This is a genomic window from Thermosporothrix sp. COM3 (assembly GCF_059696735.1).
Genome location: NZ_AP019376.1, coordinates 2,249,810 through 2,273,435 on the forward strand (window position 1 = coordinate 2,249,810; position 23,626 = coordinate 2,273,435).

The following is a 23,626-nucleotide window of genomic DNA, read 5'->3' on the forward strand; positions in this document are numbered from 1 at the left end:
AGATGAAGCAAGCCATTCTTGTGGAAACGAATGCTCCTCTCACTGCTTCCCAACGCTTGATGGCAGGGCTTGTATTGGTGCTGAGCGGGAGCTTGCTGGTGCTGTTTTTTTTCCCGACGACGCTCCCCCAACCGGGGACCCTGCGCTTTTTGCAGACGGTCCAGGGGAGCAGTTGCGTAGAAGTGACACTTCAGGCGCTCTCTCCCCCTCACCATCAGTACTTTCTCTGGCTGTTACCAGAGAAAGGTGATGATACACGGAAAGCAATATTGTTAGGCTCTTCAGGACAGACGGTGCACCTCAAGCGTTGTCTTGGGCAGAGGAATCTCCTGGCATCCTATAGCCGGGTGCTGGTGACAGACGAGGAGGGTGGGATGCCCACGGCCCCCACATTAGATTCACGTCTGTGGCGATATGAGGGGGCTTTTCCTGATACGGCAGGGGGGCAGCGCTTTAGCGCACTTGATCATTTGCGTCATCTCCTGGCTGAAGAACCTACCTTGAAGCAGCTTGGCCTGGATGGAGGATTTGCCCTGTATCTTCAGCATAATGCAGCCAGGGTAGATGAGTGGTCTCGGATGGCTCAACAAGCCCATGAGGAGAAACAGATTCGCCAGTTTTTATACCAGAGTATCCAGTATCTGGATGGGACCGCGTTTGCCTGGAAAGTCTTACCGCCCGGGACGCCTGTGTTTGTTGGGAGTGAGGGACGGCTTGGGCTGTTGGAAGAAGCTGGTCAGGAACTCCCGGGCTATTTGAATCATATTCGAGAGCATGTCCGGGGGATGAGTGAAGCGCCGGGTGTCTCAGTGACGCAACACGAACTCGCCCTGCATCTTGATGACATGATTCGGAGCGAACTGATCCCGGCCTATCAGCAGATACGAGGACATGTCCTGGCCCTTTTGCAGATGGAAACGTTGGGAACGCCTGAAGCAAGAGAGGCCCTCGCGCAGCTTGCTGCAACGGCTCATGCTGCCTACGCAGGTAACGGCAAAAGCGGAAGTATCACGAGCCTGTGTGCCCAACTACAGCAACTGGCGACAATGGATATTCTGCCTGTCTAAGGAGGAGGGTATCATGCGGAGTCGGCGGATCTTTCTGCTGTTTCTTGGTGCGTGCTCGGTCGCTGGTTTCGCTTCTGGCGTGACGACGACGTTCCTCTCATCCGCGCACGTAGAAGAGCCTCATCCAGATGAGGGGATCTCAATGATGCCTCCCGCCTCTTCTCTGGCGCTTGAAGGGGTGCGGGAAATGAAGGAAGAGATTACAGCCCTTAGTTGGGCTCCGTCTCAAAAACGGCTGGCTGTGAGTGCAGGGGCACAGGTGTCTCTCTGGACGGCTGATCTGGCATTTCGACAAACACTTGCTTTTCCGATGCGCTGTTCGCTCCTGGCCTGTAGTGATCAGTATATTGCGGCGAGTGATCAGGAGCTCGTGGTGTACGATTGGAAATCCGGTCACTATGTCGAAATTCCTGCGGTACCGCGGCCCATTACCGGACTGGCCTGGGTTGCAGATACATTATTGTGTGCATGTGATCAACAACTCATTTCCTGGCGGCAATATCGGCTGCGGCAGATCGCCGTCTCCCGGGCTCCGATCCAGAGGCTGGCAGTTGTTGCGGACAGATGTGCGATTGCTGTGGGGCAGGAAGTGATGCTCCTGCAAGGTGCTTCATGGCATGAGGTGGCGACGATACCGTTGAGTCTGCCTGTACGGGCTTTGGCCTGGTCTCCTGATGGCAGATATCTTGCCATTGCAGATGAAGGTGGGGAGCTTGCTCTGTATCGAGGCCCACGGCAGGAAAAAAGGGTGCTGAGTGAGCATATCGCCTCGTTAGCCTGGTCTGCCGATGGGAAGTGCTTCATCTCGATAGGAGAAGGAGGCCTGACGGTTTGGGATACCAGCTTACACCAACAGGCAAAAACGCTCTATCAGGGACAAGAGGTAGTCTGGATTTCTTCAAATCACGTTCTATGTAGCAACAAGAAACAGCTTACGCTCTGGAAGCAGAACGAAAAAGAGGCGGCGCTGTAGCAAGCGCCGCGCCTCTTTTCTTCCGAGAGGTGGTCAGGATTTCAAGGAACATCGAGTATTTCTGGCGGTGGGGCGTTGAGAGCATATGTCGTGACGAGCCAGCTCTGGCCGGTGGCCGTATTCAGCCCTGCAAGGAGCAGGACCTGCATATGTTGAATGAGAGGTTTTTGTGTTTTCGGATCAAGGACGGTGTGCTCGTCTCGTTTTCCTGTTTGATCTGCTAACGACTGATACAGTGTAAAGGAGACATCAACCCAGGCAAATAGCTCATCTCCGTTCTGCTGGATTTTGTGAATCTGAGTGGATGGATGAAGAACCATTTGAACAAGCTGTTGCTGCTGGACCTGGTCAAACAGAACATTGTTGATCATCCGCCGATCATAGTGAAGGAAGCGTTCTTTTGCGGCAGGCGATAAAAAGGCCATTGCTGCTGTAAAGGTCCCGCCGTGCTGTTCCCGAATGCCAGCGTTGCGATAATCCAGATTCATTTCAGCCTGGACAAAGTCAATGGCCACACGTTGAGCACTGAGAGCGTCAATGGGGGTGAGGCCTGCTTGCTTCCAGCCGTTCGGCACGGGAAGAAGAGCGGATGACTCTGGAGGAGATGCGGTAGGTGATGGTTGTTGTGTTGGTTGGAGTGGGTGTTTAGGAGCGTCTGCTGTTGGTACCGGGAGTGCGACCGGATACAATAGCAGAAGAAGTACACCGACAGCAAGCATGATGGTGAGGCCTGCAACCCTCCATTTCCAACGGCGCCGTTTGAGCGCAGGTTCAGGTGCGGTGGATGGTTCAGATTCGGGCTCAAGCGGAGAAAGAACCGGTGCGGCCTCTCCCGATGGCTGAAAGGGGGCCTCAAACGGGGCATCATCGAAGGTGAAAAAGAGGTCTTCCTTGTCTGGGAGTGTGTGTTCCTGTCCGTCTTTGTTGTGCGTTGATGGCATCTTTGTTTCCTCCTCATTGTAATAGTTTTGTTGGAAATATACTGTGTCTATGAAGGAAGTCCGCAGAATTCCCCCGGGAACGATTCGGAAGGTGATCGGGAAATGGGCGGAACAGATGTATGCTCCGGGAAGGTGAAGGGGTGACCGTGGTTCGTCATGGAGGAGAGCGTTCCTTTTTTTGTCTCTCTCTGCTTATGAGCGTTTGCGTTCCAAATCGGTGGTGCGGTGTGGCTGGTGGAAATTGCCAACAATCAACTTCGCTTGATAGGAAAGCAGGAGCTTTGTCCCTTGTGTGTGGGGGAGGAAGGCTTGAGCTGTAGAGGAGAGAGGCCCATACAGCTCAAGGGTTTGCTGTGTCAGGAGGGAGGAGCAAAGAACAAATTGAGCACTTCGACCGCTTCCTCTGCAATATCATCCGGGGTGTCAGCGGGTGGGTGGAGCGGAGCAGGGTGCTCAGATGGGCGGTGTTCAAGCATCGCGGGGATACACCCGTATCTCACTACAAAGCAGATCAGTTTCTCAAGATCAGGAAGCAGGAGTTCAGCCAGGCGGCGTCCTTCATACAGGCCGTAGCAACCTGCCGGGCCGGGAGGTTCGAGCGCTGCCCCAAAGAGTGTCCCCCGCTCAAACAGTGTTCTGACCACATCATTGAGGTCTCGGTCATGCTGTTCTGCAAGGGCTTCTGCTTGTTGAATATCACGGATACGGAGACGAACATGTTTTAGGATGAGGCCACCGGAGCGCTGCTTTGCCATTATGCCAGGATCCCCCTTCTGCTTTGTTTCCGTTTTGCCAGATTGAGGAGCAGAAAGATCCCCGCGATGTTGGCGATCCGGGCAACATCCTCTGCCAGACATTTGATCAGGTGGGGAGGATGGTGTTGTGTTTGGCGGCGAATCTGGTGTGCCAGATCAATGGAGCCGCCTCCGGTGAAAGCGAAAACCGCATCGAGAGTAGGATGATGGGCCAGAAGCGTACGAATCAGATTTCCCCCCTCTCGATCCTTGTATGCGGCTATGAGCTGTTTGCCTTTTTCTTGCTCCGCTCCTTCTAATGGGAGCCCCCCAATATAGACCTGGCCGCGGCGCATCATCTCCAGAGCGGAGCCATAGGAGAGAGGTTCCATCTGGGAGAAGTGCGCTTGGCGGAGAAAGATTCCCATATCACGGACAACGCTTGCCATTCCATCGGCGATTTTGGTGCCTGTGACCTGAAGCGACGCGTTGCGGCGGCGAACGGTGACAATGTGGGCGTCGTAGAAGCCAATATCAAACCAGACCCATTGAGGAACCTCGGGATGAAGCGAGCGGCCAAAAATATCGGAGTCAAAGGCAAAATGGCTCCCAAAGGTTTGGGGAACAGCGGGCAAAATCTCATGAATACGGATGTCATATCGATCAGTATCTTTGTACCAGAGGACGAAGGACTGTAAGCCAGTGGAGAGCGCTGCCTGAACCTGTGGGCTGACGCCCTGGCCAACGATGACTTCTTCGTTGCGACATCCCGGGCAGATGCCAATGAAATGGGTGCCTGGGCCATAGCCGGCCTGGATCAAGGTACTGACAAGACAGGCTCGGTTGAAATTCACAAAACGGTGATCGTTCCAGCGAACATCCGTTTTGCCGATGGGGAGGCTGGCTTGCGCGTCAGCAAACGATCCGATATGGAAACGGGGAGAGCGAGAGCCGTCACGTTCTTCAACCTGCCACCATTCTCCGGTATCAGTGGCGTAGATAAGGGGGGTTGTTTCTTCCTCGTAGAGAGAAGGAGTTTGGGTGATGACCGGTGTATGGGTCGTTGCATGCAGCGTCATGACACGCGTTGCACTGTTGCCATTCTCCAGCGCCATCTCAATAACGGGGGCGCCATCAGCGGAGAGATACGCCCCTGAGAGCGGGCCATGAGGGAGATGCAGTGGTTGCTGAGTTGTAATGAGATCAAGAAATGAGTGAGCGGGAAGAGACGTCATCGAAATCTCCTTTGGTTGAAAGATATCGTTTTGTGTGCGTTTTGTGTGCGTTTTGTGTTCGTCTACTTTCAACTTCCCAGTAGATGAAGGACACAAAAAGAACACAAAAAGGACACAAAAATATTATGGTACAAAATCAAATGACTCATAGCCTGTCGAGGATTGTTTGCGTGCCGTGTGCAGCACCTGTTGTGTTTTCTCGCTGGGAGACCAGGCCTGAGACGAGAGCCGACGCAGATGCTTGTAGTAGGTGGCCCAGGTGGTGTCAATATGATAGTGATCATTCAGTTGGGCCCAGAGCCGAATGGCGTAGCGCATGGCTCGCTCGCTGGCTGCAACCCTTTCACCTACCTCTTTGCCCTTGAAGGAGATTTTGAGATCAAGCCGATTCTCTACGGCTTTCTGAGCATACTGAGCGTAGAGAGATGCGGCTTGTTGGAGATGTTCGGATGCGGCTTCGCTGGTTGCCTCTTTGAGCGCCTGTTCTCCCTGATGCTGAGCATGCTCTGCGAGCAACCAGAGGGCTTGCAGATACCAGTCGCGGTATTTGGTATAGGGGGCTCGGATCCAGGAACTATAGAGCGGCTCAAACTCTTCAGGGTAGAGAGAGACCATTTCCTCAAAGAAATCGCCTGGATAGCTCTTGATCAATGCCTCCCCCGCCTGACGCTTCTCTTCTTCTGTGGCAGCAGTTTGCATGCGCTCATAGAGGTGAGTGAGCTGCTCGATGTCAGTGATATGACAGAGCGAGGTGAGAGCATATTGTTTGTGTTGATGCGAAAAGATCTCCTGCTGCGAAAGGGAGAGTCCGAGGTCAGCATTCGCCTGTTTGAGCGCTTTTTGCAGATCTTTGCGCAGCAATTTCTTGTGAGAATCAAATTGTTCTGATAATTTCTCCGTGGTCGCTTCCTCATCGGACAGCGTATGACCAAAGATATCCTCTAAGATTTTTTCGCGTGCAACTGGTTGATGTTCCCCGATATAAGAGACGAGTTGTAAGCGTCGGGCATTGCTGGGGGTTGGGAGGGGATACCGATGCATGGTATTGTTCTGCTGGATGACAAGAGTGAGACTGATGCTTTTGAGCACGGTAATGTCGAGGCGGATGTCTGCCAGATGGCATGGTTCGCCTGCTTTTCCCTTCTCTTCACCCTGTTTTTCCTCTGCTGATGCTTGTTTCGTGCGATAGGTGTGATAGAAACGTTGACGTCGTCTTGCAAGAAGCTGCTGTGCCCGTTGTGAAGGGTAGGGTTTTGGGCGTGGCGGGTGTGGCCGTGGAAAGGTAAATATCCTCGGATATGTTTCTTCTTCTGGAAGCGTTTCTTGCATTTCTCCTGCGAAAGTCTGGTGATTTTCTGCAAAAGCGTGATGAGGAAGCGAGGAGAGCTCAGCGAGGCGGCTCCGCATAGTGTCAAGAAGCAGTTTGAGTGGGGTCAATGAATGGAAGAACTGGGAACTGATACCGATAATGCTAACCGCAAAGAGCGGGGAAAGGATTTTGATGAGGATGATGATGATAATAAATCGATAAGATGGATATTTCCAGAGAAGAGGTAATTGTGATAACATTGGCAAATGAGGGAGAGTACCAAAATAAAAAGTAATGCATGCTCCTCCTAGCATGCATAGAGGAAGGATCAACCTACGAGACATACTTTACTCCTTCTATAATCAGAGCGACAAACGAATAATAATCTTAGTATAACGCAAAAGGGCGTAAAAAGAAACAATATAATTACTCTCTAAGAAAAGATGTTGGAATTCTTTTTCCCAGAAGAACATGCTCTTTGAAGCCGAGTCCCATGTCGTGTTTGCCCAGAAGAGCGGCTTCGCTGAGGACCCGGCTGGTTTCCTGAAAAGAGGCCGCCGCGAGCCAGCTTGCTGTCTGGAAGATGCTTTGAGAGAGCCCCAAAAGGATTGGACGGGCAAGAGCGGGGTGTCCTCCTTGAGCCAGGATGGCTGCGTTTTCACGGAAGAGGGTGAAGCGATCAATAGTTGCTCCTGGAATGAGTGCAGTATCTCCTGAAGCCAGTATCTGGACGGAGCGGAGTTGTTGGCGCAGGATCACTTCGATGTGCTTATCATGCAGGGAGACGCCAGTTGTTTGGAATACATGTTGAATTTCGGCTAGCAAATAGCGGGCCGTTGCTTCGCTACCGCGAGAAACCAGGATCTCATGTGGATTGAGGGCCCCTGTTGTCAAGGGCGTCCTGGGTGTGGGATGGGAAGGGCGCCGAGCTTCAAAGAGTTCGATCACACGAGGCAGGCCGAAGCGGATGTCCCCTTGAGCATTTGCGATGCCTCCAGAATGAAAGGCTTTCATCGAGAGCTGGGTTCCCGGTTCACCAATAGACTGCCCTGCGAGAATACCGACGGCTGTCCCCCCGTTGACCAGCTTTCCCGTTGCGAGATCGCTCCCATAGCAGAGACGACAAAGTCCATAGGGGGCCTGACAGGTCAATGGTGAGCGAACACGGATCATTGGCACATCTGTCAGGTGTTGGATCATGGTTTCCTCAATGAGAGTCCCGGCGGCGAATGCCCCTGTGGGCTCTGCAAGAACCCGACCAACGAGGCGCTGATGCGCTTCTCGGGTATGCACTGGCATAAGCAGTCCATCAGTAGTCCCACAATCATGAGTGGTGATCCATGCTTCCATTCCGGCCTCGACCAGTTTTCGTGTGAGATAGCCGGTGGTGGCGGTATTCAGACTTCTTCCCATGAAGCCATTGCGTGCGGCAGAGGCGGCAATAAAGGTTTCTCCTACGCTCAAACCCTGTAGATAGTTGCCTCTCACCGGCGTTTCAATGATTGTCCCGTTTGGGCGGGCTAAAAGGCCTCGGATACCGGAGAGTTGGCGAATCTGCTGAAATTTGGCTTTTGTGGCTCCACTTTGGATGATGGTGGAGAGGCTTCCCCAGGGATCAAGGGCCGCTTCCAACCGAGATGAGATATGTTCGGTGACCTGTGTCCAATGCGAAATCAGTTGGCGCGATCGCTCCTCTCCTGTCATCATGCCAGCACTATACTGTTCCTCTATTTTTTCTGCTTCTGCATCAGCTTCTTGCAGAAGAGCATGCTTTTCTGCTGGAACCACGATATCACTGATAGCAAAACTGATGCCTGATCTGGTAGCATAGTGGAAACCAAGCTGTTTGAGTTTGTCGGCAAGCATGGCTGTCTGTTCATTGCCAAGCACGTGCAAACTTTGCTCAACAAGCTGCTTGATGGCTTCTTTGGTCATCGCATAGTTGCGATATCCCAGTTCTGGAGGGAGCGCCTCGTGAAAAAGCAGACGTCCAACTGTTGTTGTGATACGCTGATGGAGCGGACCTGCCTGGAGAGTACCGGGAGCAGTAAAGACCGTTTGATTGAGGCGCACAACAAGCGGAGTGTGCAGATCAAGCTGACCATGCTCGTAGGCCTGACAGGCGTCAGCGCTATCTGCGAACACTCTTCCCCCCTTCCTGGAAGAGGGACGCTCTTGTGTGAGATAAAACAAGCCGAGCACCATTTCTTGACTGATACTAATCGACGGCTCGCCTGAGGCTGGATGACGTAGATTGTGTGTCGAGAGCATTAAATGACGCGCCTCGGCCTGTGCCTCTTCAGAGAGAGGTAGGTGCACCGCCATTTGATCGCCATCGAAGTCCGCGTTAAAGGCCGAACAGACCAGGGGATGCAGGTGAATGGCTTTGCCTTCTACGCGAACCGGCTCAAATGCCTGGATAGAGAGCCGGTGCAGTGTTGGAGCACGATTGAGCAAGACAACACGTTCAAACATGACTTCTTCCAGAAGATCCCATAATTCCTCTGATCGCTGGCGTGGCCGTTCAATCAGTCGTTTGGCCGCTCGTGGAGAGGGTGCGAGGTTTCGTTCCAGCAGTTTTCGAATCACAAAAGGTTTGAATAGCTCCAGACAGATATCAGTGGGGAGGCCACATTGATGCAGTTTCAGTTGAGCATTGCCAACAATGACCGAACGGCCAGAGTAGTCTACTCGTTTCCCGAGCAGATGGTGACGAAAGCGTCCATACTTGCCGGAGATCTGATCGGTGAGACTTTTGAGCGGTTGGCGTCGACTGTTGAGTTGAGGGTGAGTCATATGTTGATTATCGAAAAGCGCGTCGACGGCTTGCTGAAGCAGCCGGTATTCATTGTTGAGGAGAATTTCCGGCGTGTTTTGTGCTAAAAGGTGCTTGATCCGCTGATTGCGATGGATGACGCGCTCATAAAGAACGTTGAGATCGGAGGTGGCCAATCGTGCACCGTGCAGGGGAACCATCGGGCGCAATTCAGGAGGCAAAACGGGAAGCACAGTGAGAATCATCCACTCCGGTTTGATGCTGGAGCAGCGCAACGCTTCGACGATGGCAAGCCGCTTGAGCCTTTTTTTCTCCTGTGAAGTGGACTGTTGTGTTCTCAGGGAGTCGGAGAGTTGATCAAGGTCGAGTGCGCGAAGCATCTGCTGAAGAGCCTGTGCACCTGTGAAGACAGATCGATGAGAGGCTGCGCTTTTGAGGTCAGCAGCGGTCTGCTGATCGACGAGCGTGTTGCTTTGCTGACTATCAACGACGAGATAGTTTTGACAGGTCAGGATAGCTGAGAGCTGTTGTGGGGAGAGATCGAGGAGGAGGCCGAGGATACTCGGTGTGCGTCGGGCATACCAGGGGTGCGCAACTGGCAGGGCCAGCTCGATGTGTCCCATGCGTTCGCGCCGCACGGTTGCAGGTGCCAGTTCCACACCACATTTTTCACAAATCGTACCAGGTAATCGTTTCTTTCGATACTTTCCGCAGGCGCAGCTCCAGTCTTTTGTTGGTCCGAAGATGCGTTCACAGAAGAGACCGTCTTTTTCTGGTTTAAGTGTGAGGTAGTTCACGGTCTCCGGTTTGGTCACCTCTCCTGAACTCCAGCCTCGAATATGTTCCGGGCCGGCAAGACTGATGCGAATTGCTTCCATAACATCTCCTGGAGTAGAGAAAATGAGGAATCCTGCGAGAGGACTCCTCATGCATGGTTTTTATCTACTGACGTGTGATCCCTTTGGACTCGCTTTTTGCACGAATCTTGTGTGCAAATCGGGGCAGCGCTGGTATTGGCTCTGTTGTCGGACCCACATGTGAGGGAAGCAGGAAATCCCGGGTATCAAAGGTCAGCGATTGCGTGTCGGCGGAGCGCAACTGATATGTTGACCCAACCAGCGCCGTCGCTTCAAGTGGGATCGGGGCGATATAGATGCGGCGGCTACGCCCATCCTGGATAAGCAGTGCTTCATCTCCATTGGGATTTTTCTGCCAGCGTTGCCACCAGGGGCGCTGAGGAGCGCTGCCTGAAAGATAGATCTGGACCGATGATGAGGCTACTATTTGTCGTTCGCCCGGGCCTAGATCAGCAGGCGTGCCGGTAGCGACAAAAAGACTGCCATATGGCTCTATGTGACTGTAGAGAGACGTAATCTCGCCAGGCTCAAGCAAAAGTTCTGGATGCCGGAGCAAGACAAGCACGCGCTGGTTTGTACACAACTCTGTGAGATAGCAGGCAAGTTCAGAAAGGAAGAAGCGTGCATGTAATCTGGCTGTTTCTGGTCTACTCCATGCGGCGAGGCTGATGTAGCAGGCATCCACATCTGCCAGCGTCCAGCCTCCATTGAGGGATTGTCCAATGAGAGCGTCAATGGAGGCAAAGCGCAAAGGGAGCCCTATGTAATCCCGAGAGCGAATCTGCTTCAGCAAAGAGGCTTGCTCCGGAGCTCGCTGGTACAGTTGCTGAATGAGTGCGCCCAGGCTGGAAGGCAGAGTGTGGGAACGCTGTAATTGTTCTGTTAAACTGAGGATGGCAATATGCTGGTCATAGGGTTCTTGGGGAAGTGAAGCGAGCTGGAGAAGTTGCTGAATAAGAGCCTGTGGGGGCTTTGCCATGCCGAGCCCGTCGTAGGCTTCGTACGGGAAGCAACGAACGCGTTTCGGTTTTCCTCGCTGCATGGTTGCAGTAAACGTGGCAGCTTCTGTATCTGTGGGTTGAAAATCGAGATAGATGACCTTCCAGCCAGTCTGAACAGCGTTATAGGCAAGGCGATGTAGCATGAGGCTCAGATATTGCTCAGAGCCAAAGAGGCTGCCCCGATGCTCAGCCAGATCAAGGCGTACTGGTTTGTGGTTCCGGAGAGAAAATCCGATGGTCTTCTGCATAGGAGTCCTTCTTTCTTGCTTGTTGATCTGAATCGAGAAAAGGCGGTTGGAGCGCAGGAAGATGAGCATTGTTGGGATTGGTGACGAGCACTCCAACTACTGAAAACGATACAAGCAGGATGGGGAAATATTCCGGGAAAAGAACAGGAACATCTCCGGAAAGCGGCAGAGACCCAGATGTGGCGTGTCTGTTTCCGGGAGTTTCCCGTCTGCGGACGCGGAGCAGTATTCGAGAAGAAACGGAACATTGGCGGGATACAGCCGTAAGGAGGGCTCAAGGGAAACGAGTATTCAGAAGATCGGCAAGGAGAGGCTGAAGGCCGTATCGATGTACCTCTTCTTCTGAATGAAGGGAGATGTGAAGCTCTCTGGCCTCAGCCTCTTTGATCGCCTCCTGGATACTTTTCCGTTTGTGCGAGCGATGCAGAATAAACAGGAGAGGCGGGAGATGTTTCCCCGTTGTTTGTTGATAGTCTCCATATGCTTCGATCTTGGCGATATGTTCACGAAAAAATGTTGTTCCTCTATCATATTCGATGAGGAGAGATTGAGGGAGTGTATTTCCCGGGAGTTGATAGATTAACTCGGCGTCGGGACGGATGAACACAATCTTGTGTGAGAGCGCATCCTGATGCCATCGTACTGCCTCTTGTGCATTCTTCCAGTACATGATGCGATACGTTGTAGGGGAGGCAAGTGCATAGATAGCTCGTATACACCGGTATAATTCACAGGTATGGGAGTGTTGGTTATGGAGTAGCTTGATTCCTCGTTGCTGCCAGGAACCAGAAGGAGCCGGGTGGAGATAGGATGTGATGGAGCGCTGATGCCGGATGGCCTGATAGCGGAGGGCTATTTCAGTGACGTGATAGCGGTTGCGTTCGCGCTGTGTGGGAGCATCCTCCCAGAAGGAGCACTGCACGAGTTGTAGTGCAATCAGGGGCTCAAGGTGTCGATGCAGAAGGCGAAGATCTGTTTTTCCAGGGTGTAAGAGCGTGAGAAGATCATCATCTCCCAGATATGGATGTCGTGTGAGCCAGGAGAGAATAGTTTTTTGCTGCTGATTCAGAAGCAGTGAAAGCATAGCGGCTATCTCGATCTGAGTCTTTTCTCCGCCTCGCAGGGCTTCGAGCATGAGGTGCGCTTGTTTGAGGGGGGATTGGGAAGCGAATTGTTGTGCTTCATGTTGAAGGTCAGCGCCTACATACACGGGCAATGAGCGAGAGATGCAGGGAGCTTGATCGGAGGAGTGAATGCTGATAGGGGAAATGGAAGTGTTCGGTAACGATGCAGATGACGGGGGGAGAGGGGAGAACAAGCTGTGAAGGTGGTGGAGTTGTGTGGTGTTACGCGGCCAGTGGGCAAGATGTTTCAAGGGGAGCCAGATCTGTTCATTGATCTGTTCGAGCTGGAGAAGATTGCCAATTGCCCCTTGCAGGAAGGGCAAAGGAGCAATGAGATCTGCCCAGAACGAATAGCGGGCAGGGATAGAAAGGAGTAGAAAGACCGGGCGAGGGCGGCCTGGTTGAGGGGTGCTCTGGCTCCGTTGGATATGCGTGAGAAAAGAGCGATCCTCGCGGGAATGAAAGGGCCGATCCGGGAGATCTACAGAGATGGCATAATGCAGATGTGCTCTTGAAGGAGTACGCACAATATACAAGGCGTCGTAAACCACAAACCGCTGTTGACCCCGGGAACTCCGGAATGGTTCTTTCCAGGGCTGTTGATACCAAACCAATTGGGAACCGGCTGGAGAGGTGGCAAGGAGGTGACTTATACATGTTGAGAGAATGGCGTGAATGTCTATTCTGGCAAGTCTGGCCTGTAAATCAGCGCGGGTTACTGGATAGCTTTGAGCTAATGGGAGGGGGGAAGGAAGCTGAAGAGATTGAGCGAGATACTGGAGTCCCTGATCTGTAAGGTAATACCGGAAGATCCGATGCGCTTCTGAGAGAACGACATGAGAGATAAAGTTGCCTGTTTCTAATTGATGCAGGAGTCGCCAGATCGTTTTTGTGTTTTTGTGTTGGATGCGGGCCAGCTCCTCGACTGAACTGAGCGAAAGCCAGGTCAGCCAAAGGAGCTGCTGGTGTTGTTCGGTGCTGAGCTGCATGATCAGGCACGTTCCCGGCTTTCGCGTTCTTTGCCTGCTCGTCCCCATGAGCCAGAAGATGAGAAGAATGGACGCTGTTCTTCATGTCCCTCTGGTGGGGGCGCCGTTTCCTGCTGAACAAGTCCCGGGGGAGGACTTCCAATGGGCATTTTCGTGACGGGGGTGGGCTGCTTATTGCGTCGACTCCGGGGATGATTTCGGCGCCTTTTTGGCTCGCTGGCTGCGTGCGGTCCTGCTTCCTGGGGGACAATGGTCGGTGAGGTGAGGGAAGTATGCTCGTGCTGTTGTTCTTTGGGTGCGGTCGAGAGAAGCGGAGTGGATGTTGTAAGCGATGAAGGAGAAGGAGGCGACTCCGTTTCTGCCTGAGGACTCTGCGAAGCAGGCGAGAGATGGTATGATTGTATGTGCTGAGCGAGTTCTGTGGCCTGCTCTTTTTTCTGCTTGCTCTGTTGTGCTCCTTGTGCCTCACGTTGAATTTTTTGCGCAAACGTCTGCACATCGAGAAACTGTTTGAGGTGTTTTGTATGGTTGGCATCGATCTGGGTCGCTGGGAGGCAACGAGCTTGAGCCTGGCGACGAATGTGCTCACGAGTCGCATCTTGACGCGCATTTTTTTGCCATCCATCTGGATGGGCTACCTCAAAACTGGCGAACTGAAGTGGATGGCCTGGAAGCGAGAGGCGAGTATAGCAGTGCAGCCTGGGTTGAGAAAGCAGGTGTTTTTGCGTCACTTTCTTCTGAAATTCTTCCTCCAGGAGTCTGGCGTCTATCGCAGAGACATTGAAGGACCAGAGATTTTCACAATTTGCCAGGATGATTTCGAGCAGGCCGTCTTTGATCTGGTTTAAGCGTTTCAGGGATTGGGTTGAAAGCAGCATAGCACACCCGTATTTTGCGTCCTCACTGAGAAGTTTGTCATACATGCTTCCGCTGAAGGTTTGAAGTTCATCAATGGCGACGAATACTTTGCGCCTTTGAAGCAGGGAGAGATGCTGTTGGGTGGCAAAGGTGCGGTGCAGGAGATTGATCAGGGTTGATCCCAGAATATTGATCGAGGCATCATCCAGGTCACGGGAACTGAGGGCACAGAGGACAATCTTGCCGTGGGTGATGGCTTGCTGAATGGGAGCCGTGGTGACTGGTTGGCCAATAATGCGCCGAAGCACCTCATTATCGTTAAAGACCCCGAGTTTAGAGATGATAGGCATGATTACTTCCTGCCTGAAGCCGCTTTGTTTGGGAAGCGCAAAATAGACATTTTGCCACCAGGCTAAAAGTTCCTGATGCCAGGTCTCGCTCATATCAAGATGACGCAGGACCTGGATTGCATAGTTTTGGTATTGTAACAAAGGATTGATGTCCAGCAGGGTGTATTGCTCGTGTGCTTTCCCTGCTGCTACAAGGCGTTGGTTAAGACTATATAAAAGCAGGCAGACCGATTTTAAAAAGTAAGCCATGCGTGGTCCCCAGAACTCCTGCCAGACACGTTCAAAGCAGGACATGAGATTGCTTACAGCCTGATCACGGGTGAAGCCCATCGTGGCATCAAGCGGATTGAGGCCGACAGGATACGCGGTTTCCGCGAAATCCAGAAGGATCACATCGGCGATGCGTGTTGGCGGAATGCAGCCCAAAAGATCCTCGATCAGATCATGATGAGGATCGATGACGAAGATGCCCGGTTGTGGCGATCCATCTGTAATGGGATGCATTGCCCCTTGAAGCATCAACTGCATCAGCACTGATTTCCCTGAGCGGGATCGTCCAACCAGAAATTTGTGACTGAAGAGCGTGGCAAAAGGAAGATAGACGGGAGTTGCATAGCCTCGATGTTTTGAGTACCCCAGCAAGACCGGTGGGAGCGGAGTTGGAGCTGTACTGATATGATGAGCAATCTCAGGAGAGAATAAGAGGTGTTTAACACTCATTCTCTGCACGAAAGGAAGGTCTGTTGTTTCTTGCGGGAGATGAAAGGCCCCTGCAAGTTCCAGCCCGTTCCACACATCGTTGCAAGGGGCTCCTCTGTGGAGAAACCGTACGAAAGGGTGATGATAGGGAAAGGCCGAAGGAATGCCTGGAAGCTGTTTGGCCTGTCTCTGTTCGGGGGTAAGATAACGGATCCGCTTGAGGTAAAGACCGTTTGCACTTGCCAGCGTGAATTGATGATAGGCTGTTTCCAGATGAGTGAGCAATGTGCGGAGTCGCTGTTCTGTTGTGGTTGTTTGTGGGCCGATAATGATGACACGCAGGTGTGTATAATATGCCGCACGCATGAGTTTCTCTGCGACCAGCTTCATATCATAGATGCGTGGTGGTTTCCTTCGAACGAAAAACCACCAGAGAAGGACAACAAGCGTGATAACGGTGCCCGTTGCTAGAAGCGTGAGGGGAAACCAGGCCTGTTGCTGATACCAGCGATAACCCGAGAGAATCACCATTCCTCCAAGCAACCCACCAAGAATCCGGAGGCCTCCGGCATTGGGGTTGCTGGTCTCCCTGCTGGCAATGACGGTCCGGTTTCGCTCCTCCTGAAGTGGATGCTCGACGGCTTTGCGAATGTCCTTTGAGATCCAGGTTTCAGGCGCTCGCTGCAAGGCCAGTTGACTGATGATACGTTCACGCGGAACAACAGCTTCCATAGCTGCCAGAATGCCCGCAAGTGGATCGGATCCTGTTTCAGCCAACGTTTTCCCGCTAAAGGTCTTGAGAGGCATCCAGCTCGGCTTGAGAAGGGCAAACTCGCCGATAAGAGCGTGTTCGCCAGCTCGAAGTGTCACGGGATCTGCGGAAGATGCGATCCGTTTGATTTCAGCCTGAGGATATTGGGCCGCGAGCTGCTTTGAAAGGAGGACAAGCTGATCTTTTGAGGTGGCACGGAGCAGGAACCCCTGTGCTTTGCTGGTTCCGACCAGTTCAAGTACAAAAGGTTCCCTGGTGCTACAAGCTTGAAACCAGTTTTCCATTGCCTCAGCCTGAAGAACACCTTCTTCATGGGGCACAAGCTGAACCAGGTGCTCGGCTCCCATGGCCTGGCATGGAATAGGAAGCGTTGGTGTAGTAGAGAACTGTGTCATGTCTTTCTCTCCTATACAAGGATGGGATGTGGAAGCATACAACGTCCAGCGAGGAGCAGCAGGCCAGAAAGAATGAGGAGAAGGAAGCGAACAAGCTGTGCCTGTTTGGTGCTTTGTCTCTTTTTACGCATCTGTTTGCCCTTTCCTGGTATGATCATGGTGTTTTCGTAACGTTCGGCGTTCCTGCGGGTCTGTTGTCAGGAGGTGGCGGATTTGCGGGATTGAAGCAATCGTCAGTGCTGCAAACTCATTCCCACAGCGCATGACCGCTTGACCTGGCACAGCCTCTGTCAGGACGCGCTCAAGCTCTGGAGAAAGATTGAGTTTGGCGACTGCATTGGGCTGCATACCAAGAAAGAAGGCCGTACCAGCATTTGACAGGATCACAGCGCCTTCTTCCAGGAAATCCCCGGGGTGCTGACTCAACGTGATCTGCGCAATGCCTAATTTTCGGAAGCCCCGTGAGCCGGCTTCGAGATACCGTCGGCCCGCTGGATGTTTGAGCATATAGCTGGCCTCCTCGACAAGGTAGGCGAGATAGCGTTCATCTTGACGCAAGGCACGATGCCGGTACAGAAAATTTTGCACGACAAAGGTCATGAGAGGATACCATTTCTCATCAAGGTCGCAGATGGAGAAAATGGTCATCGGTTTTGAGATTGAGATCCGGGTTTCTCCCGGGAAAAGATACAGCGCCTTCTCCAGGCGTTCGAGCAGAGAAAGTCGCATCTCTTCAGAAGAAGCTTTTGTTTGCTTCATGGTCACAAGAAAATCCGCCAGCGTTGGAGCCGGGATGAGTAAAGTTGCGGGATCGTGGCGAATAGCTTCACTGGTAATCCCTTTTGCGGCATAGGTATGCCGGGCGACCTGCATAAGATATGCCTCTTCAATTTTAGAGAGTTTCGCGTTGCCATTTTCTGCATCTGTCACAATGAGTGCCAGTGCTACCATCAGATGGTTATCGAGAAACTCGGAGAGGAGATCAATAGGGGCATCTGGATCCACATGCTCGGGGCCAAAGGGAAGATCAAAGAAATTGATGGGGCAGCTTTGTGCCAGATTGTAGCGTTGGCTTTCGCCTGCTAAGGCATTGTGGAGCGGGAGATAGTCGTCATCACGATCCAGCACAACGATGTCTGCAATGCCCATGCCTGTAAGTCCAGTCACGAAGGTCTTGCCAAGCCAGCTTTTTCCCATTCCAGATTCGCCAACCACAACGATATGAGGATTCGGGATCTTTTTTTCGGCAGACCAGGGATTGAAGTAGACGGGTCGGCGACTGAAACCTGAGCCGGTGAAGCCTAAGAAGACACCCGTTGGCGTTCCCACTACGCCGGAAGTCGCATGGAGGAAAGTGGAGCAGACATCGCCTGGTAAGTTGATTGCGTGGTCAAGGAGGACTGCCGGGCAGGTCGGAAGGCTGGCCTGCCAGAGCACGTCTTGCTGCCGTAGGCCTGGGAGCACCTGAAGCTGCCTCTGGCGCAAATGGGAAAGCAGGTAGTGAGAGCGCTGTTCCAGACGTTCCAGGCTGCTTGCATGAATGCCAATGGTCATAGAGACGACAAAGATCTTCAAGCGACGTTCGGCCAGCTCACGGGTTATGTGCTGGATTTGTTCGGCCTCAATGTGTTGATCTGCTTTCGTGATACGGAGCGCTTTCTGATCTGCAAATCGCTTGCTTTCTAGCTTCACTAAATGCTGCTCCAATCGATGAAGGATGATGCGTGTGTCTAGTGGTTCAAAAGTGGTAGAAACATGCATGGGAAGTCCCAGTTCCATGAGCTCGTTGACCCAGCCACATGCTAACTGATGCCCATAGGTCACCACAGTAAAGTAGCGCTGGTAGCGTTTGCCGCTCTGTCCTTCGACTTCAAGCATGTGAGGATGGATCGTAATCTGTTTTGGGGCGAGCAGATCAGCGAGCGAGTGGTCTTTTGTTGTTGTGTGTGGAAGATGCTTTGCAAGGATGCCTGGCTCACCGTTTGTTGCTCCAGGGACCAGGCTCGAAGCGAAGACACGCAGGATTTCTTGATCAGAAAGGAGTGTGATCTGCACCTCCAATTGCTGGAACAGTTTTTTAACCACCGAATAGCGAATACGGAGTTGATTGAGAAGGTGCGCTTTTGAGATGGATGGTGTATGGGTACGACCTGGCAGACGGAAAACGGTGGAGAATGCCCCTTGCTGCGCTCCTTGAGCAGTCCGAATGGTTTCTTCCTGTGTTGAGACTGAGAGGATGACGAAGTGCCTGGTAAGCGTACAGTTGGGTATGTGCTGTTGCTGAAAGTGCAGGCTCGCCTGTTGGAGCCTGGCAAGCTGCGGGGTATTGGATACATGCTGAAGGGCTTTCTGTTGTGTGCGTAGTGGCGCAAATGCCCGGGGATGAACCTGCTCTGTATGAGAAATGAACTGGAGACGGAAATCCAACCCCGCTAAAAAGGTCTCAAAGCGTTTGAAGAGTTGTATCTGTTCTGTTCGGGGCAGGTAGCGGATATTGCGTCCCGTTATCTCAAGAATAATCCAATAATACTCTCCTCCTTTTGATGTGCTATAGCCTGCAATCCCGTGTTCCAGACGATTAAACCGAATCCAGGTGGTTTGAATGGATGGCTGGGAGCGCCGCTGTGCCTTCTGTTCTGCTTGAAAAGAGCGATATGTTGTGTGGCGCGGGATACTCAGTGAATGACCATAGAGATAAAGCCAGCGCAGGAAAGTGTAGCCGTGTATTTTCCCGTGAACAAGTACGAGGACTGGTAGAGCCAGAGCGATGCCGATGAGAAGGCGGGTGGTCAGCGGGAAAGAACTGGTAAGTGCCAGGATGCCGGCTCCAGCCCCCAGATCACAGAGAAGTTGTGGTAAGGTGAATAGACCGAAAACCTTTTCCTCAAACGAAAAGAGGTGACCGGGAACTCGTTTCAAGAGCGAATCGTGTTCGTGCATATTCTCTCTCCTCAAAGAGGGAAAAGGGTGTGAAAGAAGGAATAGTGCTTTTTCTCGCCCTTCTCCCTTTGGGTAAGTTCGCCGTCAGCGACGACGAAAGATGCGCTATTACAACATATGCGCCAGGGATTGGGCGAATTGGATGAGCGTCCCCGTTGCTGCAATAATGCCCGCACAGATAAGAACTTTTTGGAGTTGTTCCCAGCGCTGGCTTCTGGTTGTTGGGCTATTGTCATTCGTGAACATGATCATCATTGCATAGATGCCGACCATTAAACCTGCCAGGGTGATGCCAATGGTCGCGGCATGCACCTGTAATTGTTCAATAAGAGTGTTGAGGTTATTGAGGGTATCCATTTTTCGTATCCTTTCTTGTGTTTGTTGCTATACAAGCAATGTAACCGCCTTTACTGCTGTTCCAGCGAGTGCCCCTATCCCTTCTCTGGCGTTTCCACCGGTAACAGCGGTGAAACGTGAGAGTAACCCTGGAATCTCAGCGGTCATGGAGAGCATTGCTGTGGCAAGCAGTAAGCCGGTCAGGCCGGTCTGTTTTGTGGCGATGAGGAACTGAAAACCAAGACCAAAGGTGAGAAATTGTAGAAATTGCTCAAAGATCGTCGCAATATACATTCGTGCCCACATACTGCACACCGATGCGGTGTATGGATGGGCAGAGGTAAGGAGTGCAGGGCCGGAAAGGATGAACAGGAGATTGAAGCGGACAACGCGTTTGATACATTGAAAGATGATGCGAAAAAAGGTGATACAGAACAGGATGACGAGAACAATGGCAACAATAAGGAGCTGCCCGTTGGAAAAAAGTTGGCCGTCATTGACCTTGAGGATAAAATCCTGCACGTTGCCCCTCACTGCTTCGCAGAGCAGGTTATTGAGGAGCAGGAGCTGTTCCCCTATAAAGGCACTCAAATGAATAAGGAGAGCTGTGAACAGCACTTTCGCGACGAATTGCCCGATGGGCATACGAAGCGCTCCGACACTCTGCCCATACATGATTTGAATTGTGCCGACTACCAGTACCAGGCCCAGGGAAAGATCAGCCGCTCCTACCATTACAGCCCAGGCGTGATGCACAATGGCGTTTTGTGTTGTGAAATGAAGAGGTGTCGTACCAATGAGATCAATAAATGGGTGAATAGGTGAGGAGAGGACTAACAAGAGTTCTGTTAGTCGATCCACGAGCCACTGAAGCAGATCAAAATGAAACATATGTCCTCCTCTTTCGTCCTGACCAGGACCTTTGTTGACAAACTCTACTTGCCTGAGACTGGCAAGAGGCAGAAAAAGAACGGATATGCTGGGGAATGATCGGAAAAGAAGCGGAAAGCATAGCATGCCATTGGTTCTGCTCGTTGAGTCACCTTGCCGTTCGGGATGTATTCTCCCTCTGTTCCGGGTTTGGCCAGGATCGAGCAGTTATGCTAAACCTGTCTTCGCGAAGTCAAGTTGATGTGTTGGCATTGTAGATAGTGTTGCTTTGGTTATTCAGCGGGTTCTCCTCGCTGGGTAACCAGCGTTCATGGAGGGCCTTCTGACCGTTTGAGATTCATTCTAAGGAGGGTCATCCATGTTCCAGAAACCTGATTTTGCAGTAGCTGAGAAAGCCTTTTTTGATTGTCTCCACCTGATGAATGGGAAAGAACAAAAGGAAATCCAGGAACTCCATCAGAAGGTGAAGGGTGAGTTAAGTGACCTATGGACGTCACTCTTAGAGATGGCAAGATGGGAGAGGCAGGTGCAATTGACCGATTTTCTCTGTCTCCACGCGCGGGAGAGAGCATTGTATCAGTTTGAAGTGGGAGCTGTTTCATTGAGTCCTGCTACGCCTGGACTCAGAGAGGCACTCCGGGCAAACCTGGAGCGAAAATACCGACAAGCGGTTGATGAACTCCAGCTCGAAGCCGAAAAAGCGCGAAGAAACAGAGAACGGGAAGCAGAACCGTTGGTGCAACGGCGGATCCAGGGGACGGAGCAACTGCTTGAACGCCAGCTCAATCTCAATGGCGAGCTCCAACAGCGGTTGTTCCAATCTTTTGAGGCCCAGTCTCAGCTTATGCGTGAAATGCATGCCGATTCTCGACAGTCTTTGCAACTTGCGATGACAGGCGTGCAGCAACTTCAACAGGGGCTGCCAGCATTCGTAACACCGGCATTGGAGTTGGTGAAGACCAGTCAGGCCCATTTACAGCAGCATTTGCCGTCCTCCGTAGAGGAAGCAACCGTCCGTATGGAGGGACGAAAGTTTCGGCGAAAGCTGGTCTGGCTTGCGATCGTTACAGGTGTCTTAATCCTACTCCCGTTAGTCGCCTATGGGTTATTGCAACTTCTCTGAACTCCGAATCTCATCGTAGGGCGATCGAACTCTGAGATTCGTTGTAGGGCAGATACTCTCAAGAGATGAAGGTAGATTCCCGCTGTGGGCTTCTCCTTCTCTCTTGAAACTGTTATTTTCAACTCGATCCAATAATGCTGCAAGGTCACCTACTTCCTCAGCAATGAATCGTTTCCTGCATCTTTACTTTTTCTCCCCTTCTCCGTTTCGCCTGTCACGTGACCCTGTGCTGTTTTTTCTGGATCCGTTCCGAGAATTTTCCGGCCTGAGTGGGTATAGTGAAAGTGATGAGAAAAGAGCACCTCCCAGAAGGGAGCTCTTGGCTGACAAAATGGTGAGCCAAATCAAAAGCCAGATAGCAGGGCGCGTAAGCGAACTCTCTGGTGGAAACAAATGTTTGAAGTATGAAGTCCTGATTGTATGTCAGTATACTTTGGAGTGTGTTCCTGGAACAGGAATTCTGAAGTGCGTTTTTCGTAGAGCGATAGAGTAGAGCAATGTCGTTGTAGGTTGTTCTTTGCTGACAATAGAAGTACAGATGTTTTGCAGCGGAAAACGCAGGAAAGTGTGTTCTTGCCCTTTCCTGGAGAACGTGCCGCTGCTTTTCCTGCACAAGGAGAAAAAAGATGGAAGAAAAAATGCAGATGGAATTGTTAACCGTTCGTGAAGTTGCGCGCCGTCTCCGGGTGGATGATACTACCGTGCGCCGCTGGATCAAGAGTGGTGTCCTTGAAGCGGTTACACTCCCTCACAGAGGCAAACGTGAGGCGTATCGTATTAAGGCTTCCACGCTCAATAAGCTTCTGAACCTTTAACAATAGCAAGAGAAGCAGTGATCTCCTGAACGCCCTAATGATCAGAAATCACTGCTTCTCTACGATAGAAAAACCTATCGTTTCGTAGTATAGCATATTCTGGAAGATCCTGCTTTCTGAGTAGGATCTTTTTCTGTATTCCCGGGAAAATTGAGGAGAGTCGCAGCGCTTGTTGCTCATGCATCTCGGGAGAAGAAGAGGAGAAGAGCGATGTTCTACCCTTTTTTAGGTACCTGTGAAGCGCTGAGTTTTTCGCCTGGTGGCGAGTTCGTCCTGGCCACAGTAGCGTGTGCGATGTCACGTGAAACGATCATTTTTGATGCCAAAGGGGTTCGCCACGGGTGTTTCGAGCATACTGAACCTGCGGCAACGTTTGCATGGGCACCTGATGGGCACCATATTGCTGCCGTGAACGGGTCTCTAGACTGCATCGAAATAAGGGATGTTCGCGATGGTTCATCGTATGCACTGGAACTGCCGCCTCTGGAGGACTGGGATCTCTCAGACATCTCCAGTATGAGCTGGGGGAAAACAGGCCTTGCTGTTTGTTGCTACTCCTACGAGGGATACGTGACGCGTGTCCTTCCTTTAAAAGAAAAAAGAAAGGGTAACAAACTTGTCTACCGCGCTGGCCCTGATATTCGAAAGAAAAAAGAGGTGCGCCTGTTCGGGTGGTTCGGGTCTTATCTCCTGTTGTTGCAGCAAGAAGATTTGTTGGTGGCAACACCCCGATTAGAAGTCCTGGGGAAACGGTCCTTTGATTACAGCTATACTCCCTGGCAGTACGCTATTCATGCGCAAAAGCGAAAACTGGCAATTGTCAGAAATCAACGTGTTGAACTGTTTTCGCTCTCCAGGGAAGGGATAAAGAAGCGGGCTGTTTATGAGCCTGAACCGGAATATCGAAAAAAAGGCGCTCGGGGATACTCTAGCGATTTTGTTTCGTGGTCTCCGGATGGCAAGTTTATAGCGACTTGCTTTGGTAAGGACCAATCACCGCACATTTATGTCTGGGAGGTAGAGTCAGGACGCACGATGGCCGTTATAGAGAGCCATGACAGAATTACCTCTTTGAGCCTGGGATCTGCCTTAGGATGGGGAGGAGAGGGTTATGTCCGGATAGAAGAGTCATTTCTTCAGGATGATAAGGAGTCATCATGTTTGTAGAAGTACCTGTACGAAGGAAATGTTTC

16 protein-coding genes are annotated in these 23,626 nt (G+C 51.8%); 5 read left to right on the forward strand and 11 right to left on the reverse strand.

Annotation, left to right across the window (positions count from 1 at the left end; genetic code table 11):
• Positions 1-2 precede the first annotated feature (2 nt).
• Positions 3-1,067 (forward strand): hypothetical protein, encoded by a 1,065-nt coding sequence (locus KTH_RS09645; RefSeq protein ID WP_497618179.1) that lies wholly within the window; start codon positions 3-5, stop codon positions 1,065-1,067.
• A 13-nt stretch (positions 1,068-1,080) separates the two neighbouring features.
• Complete coding sequence (locus KTH_RS09650) at positions 1,081-2,040, forward strand: WD40 repeat domain-containing protein (RefSeq protein WP_497618181.1); 960 nt, start codon at positions 1,081-1,083, stop codon at positions 2,038-2,040.
• A gap of 41 nt (positions 2,041-2,081) precedes the next feature.
• Here KTH_RS09650 and KTH_RS09655 read toward each other — a convergent pair whose 3' ends face one another.
• From KTH_RS09655 to KTH_RS09705, 11 genes are all read right to left on the reverse strand, one after another.
• Positions 2,082-2,981 (reverse strand): hypothetical protein, encoded by a 900-nt coding sequence (locus KTH_RS09655; protein ID WP_497618182.1) that lies wholly within the window; start codon positions 2,979-2,981, stop codon positions 2,082-2,084.
• A gap of 356 nt (positions 2,982-3,337) precedes the next feature.
• Complete coding sequence (locus tag KTH_RS09660) at positions 3,338-3,736, reverse strand: hypothetical protein (RefSeq protein WP_497618183.1); 399 nt, start codon at positions 3,734-3,736, stop codon at positions 3,338-3,340.
• A complete protein-coding gene (locus KTH_RS09665; protein ID WP_497618185.1) occupies positions 3,736-4,950 on the reverse strand; it encodes a hypothetical protein in 1,215 nt (404 codons plus the stop codon). Before KTH_RS09665 ends, KTH_RS09660 begins: the two co-directional genes overlap by 1 nt.
• Positions 4,951-5,073: 123 nt before the next feature.
• A complete protein-coding gene (locus KTH_RS09670) occupies positions 5,074-6,279 on the reverse strand; it encodes a hypothetical protein (protein ID WP_497618186.1) in 1,206 nt (401 codons plus the stop codon).
• Positions 6,280-6,685: 406 nt separating this feature from the next.
• Complete coding sequence (rpoC, locus tag KTH_RS09675) at positions 6,686-9,913, reverse strand: DNA-directed RNA polymerase subunit beta' (RefSeq protein WP_497618188.1); 3,228 nt, start codon at positions 9,911-9,913, stop codon at positions 6,686-6,688.
• A 64-nt stretch (positions 9,914-9,977) separates the two neighbouring features.
• Entirely contained in the window at positions 9,978-11,141 is a 1,164-nt protein-coding gene (locus KTH_RS09680) for a hypothetical protein (RefSeq protein ID WP_497618190.1), read from the reverse strand.
• A gap of 274 nt (positions 11,142-11,415) precedes the next feature.
• Positions 11,416-13,254, reverse strand: coding sequence for a hypothetical protein (locus tag KTH_RS09685; protein ID WP_497618192.1), 1,839 nt, complete (start codon positions 13,252-13,254; stop codon positions 11,416-11,418).
• Between the two features lie 2 nt (positions 13,255-13,256).
• On the reverse strand, positions 13,257-16,328 hold the full coding sequence (locus KTH_RS09690; RefSeq protein ID WP_497618194.1) for a hypothetical protein: 3,072 nt from the start codon (positions 16,326-16,328) through the stop codon (positions 13,257-13,259).
• A 123-nt stretch (positions 16,329-16,451) separates the two neighbouring features.
• The gene (locus KTH_RS09695) at positions 16,452-19,268 is read right to left on the reverse strand and encodes a helicase HerA domain-containing protein (RefSeq protein WP_497618196.1); all 2,817 of its coding nucleotides are present in this window, start codon (positions 19,266-19,268) and stop codon (positions 16,452-16,454) included.
• 108 nt (positions 19,269-19,376) lie between these two features.
• Positions 19,377-19,625: a hypothetical protein gene (locus KTH_RS09700; protein WP_111324738.1), complete on the reverse strand. Its 249-nt coding sequence runs from the start codon at positions 19,623-19,625 to the stop codon at positions 19,377-19,379.
• A 27-nt stretch (positions 19,626-19,652) separates the two neighbouring features.
• Complete coding sequence (locus KTH_RS09705) at positions 19,653-20,495, reverse strand: hypothetical protein (RefSeq protein ID WP_111324739.1); 843 nt, start codon at positions 20,493-20,495, stop codon at positions 19,653-19,655.
• Positions 20,496-20,853: 358 nt separating this feature from the next.
• Between KTH_RS09705 and KTH_RS09710 the strand changes: the two genes are divergently transcribed.
• The 3 genes from KTH_RS09710 (at position 20,854) to KTH_RS09720 (ending at position 23,600) form a co-directional block, all read left to right on the forward strand.
• On the forward strand, positions 20,854-21,618 hold the full coding sequence (locus KTH_RS09710; RefSeq protein ID WP_111324740.1) for a hypothetical protein: 765 nt from the start codon (positions 20,854-20,856) through the stop codon (positions 21,616-21,618).
• 626 nt (positions 21,619-22,244) lie between these two features.
• Complete coding sequence (locus tag KTH_RS09715) at positions 22,245-22,433, forward strand: helix-turn-helix domain-containing protein (protein ID WP_246046489.1); 189 nt, start codon at positions 22,245-22,247, stop codon at positions 22,431-22,433.
• Between the two features lie 210 nt (positions 22,434-22,643).
• The gene (locus KTH_RS09720) at positions 22,644-23,600 is read left to right on the forward strand and encodes a WD40 repeat domain-containing protein (protein ID WP_111324741.1); all 957 of its coding nucleotides are present in this window, start codon (positions 22,644-22,646) and stop codon (positions 23,598-23,600) included.
• Positions 23,601-23,626: the final 26 nt, after the last annotated feature.